A 665-nucleotide genomic window follows, 5' to 3' on the forward strand; every position below is an offset into this window, starting at 1 on the left:
GTCAGCAAAGCCGTATTTGTATGGGCGGTATTGACCGGCATATCCGTATTCGCTGTCTAATTGATCGTATTTGGCAGCTTGTCCGTATTTTTGACCGTATGGGTAGTATTCGTATTCGCTATCGTATTCAGCAGCAATTCCGTAACCGTATGGGCGGTATTGACCAGCATATCCGTATCCCTTTCCGTATTGAGCGAGACCAGAGGCATATCCGTATTTCATTCCGTATTGGCTGTATTGGGCAACGCTTTGGATTTGCATTTGAATGTGTTGGAGTCCATTCAAGAAAACGGCGAGTACGCTCTTGATGGCGACGTAGTAGTTTCCTTGAGGTGCTTGTTGAGCGAAGTATACCAATTTTTCGATTTGAGCAGCAGCAGTTTGCATGTAGCTTTCCAATTCAGTCTTGAGTTGATGGATATTGGTGAAGACAGTGTAACCTACGGCCTTCCTGAGGGATTGTTGAACTTCACGAAGGTTGTAGATGACTTGTTGTACCATGGTTTGGCTACCATTTTCGAAGTATTGTTCCAATTGGTTGACAATTTGTTCGATGATTTGAGCGAATTGGCGGGCTTGTTCGCCGACGATTTGCTTAGCTGGTTGGGTGTTAAGGGCAGAGCTTTGGAGGGCAGCAGATAAATCGTGTAATACGCTTTGGATGT

Annotated in this window: 1 pseudogene; it reads right to left on the bottom strand. The window is 45.1% G+C overall.

The features are described from left to right. Positions 1-665 (bottom strand): annotated as a pseudogene (locus J5X94_RS13820) (hypothetical protein); the annotation flags it as partial.

The sequence above is a fragment of the Psychrobacter sp. K31L genome (genome assembly GCF_017942195.1).
Lineage (GTDB): Bacteria > Pseudomonadota > Gammaproteobacteria > Pseudomonadales > Moraxellaceae > Psychrobacter > Psychrobacter glaciei.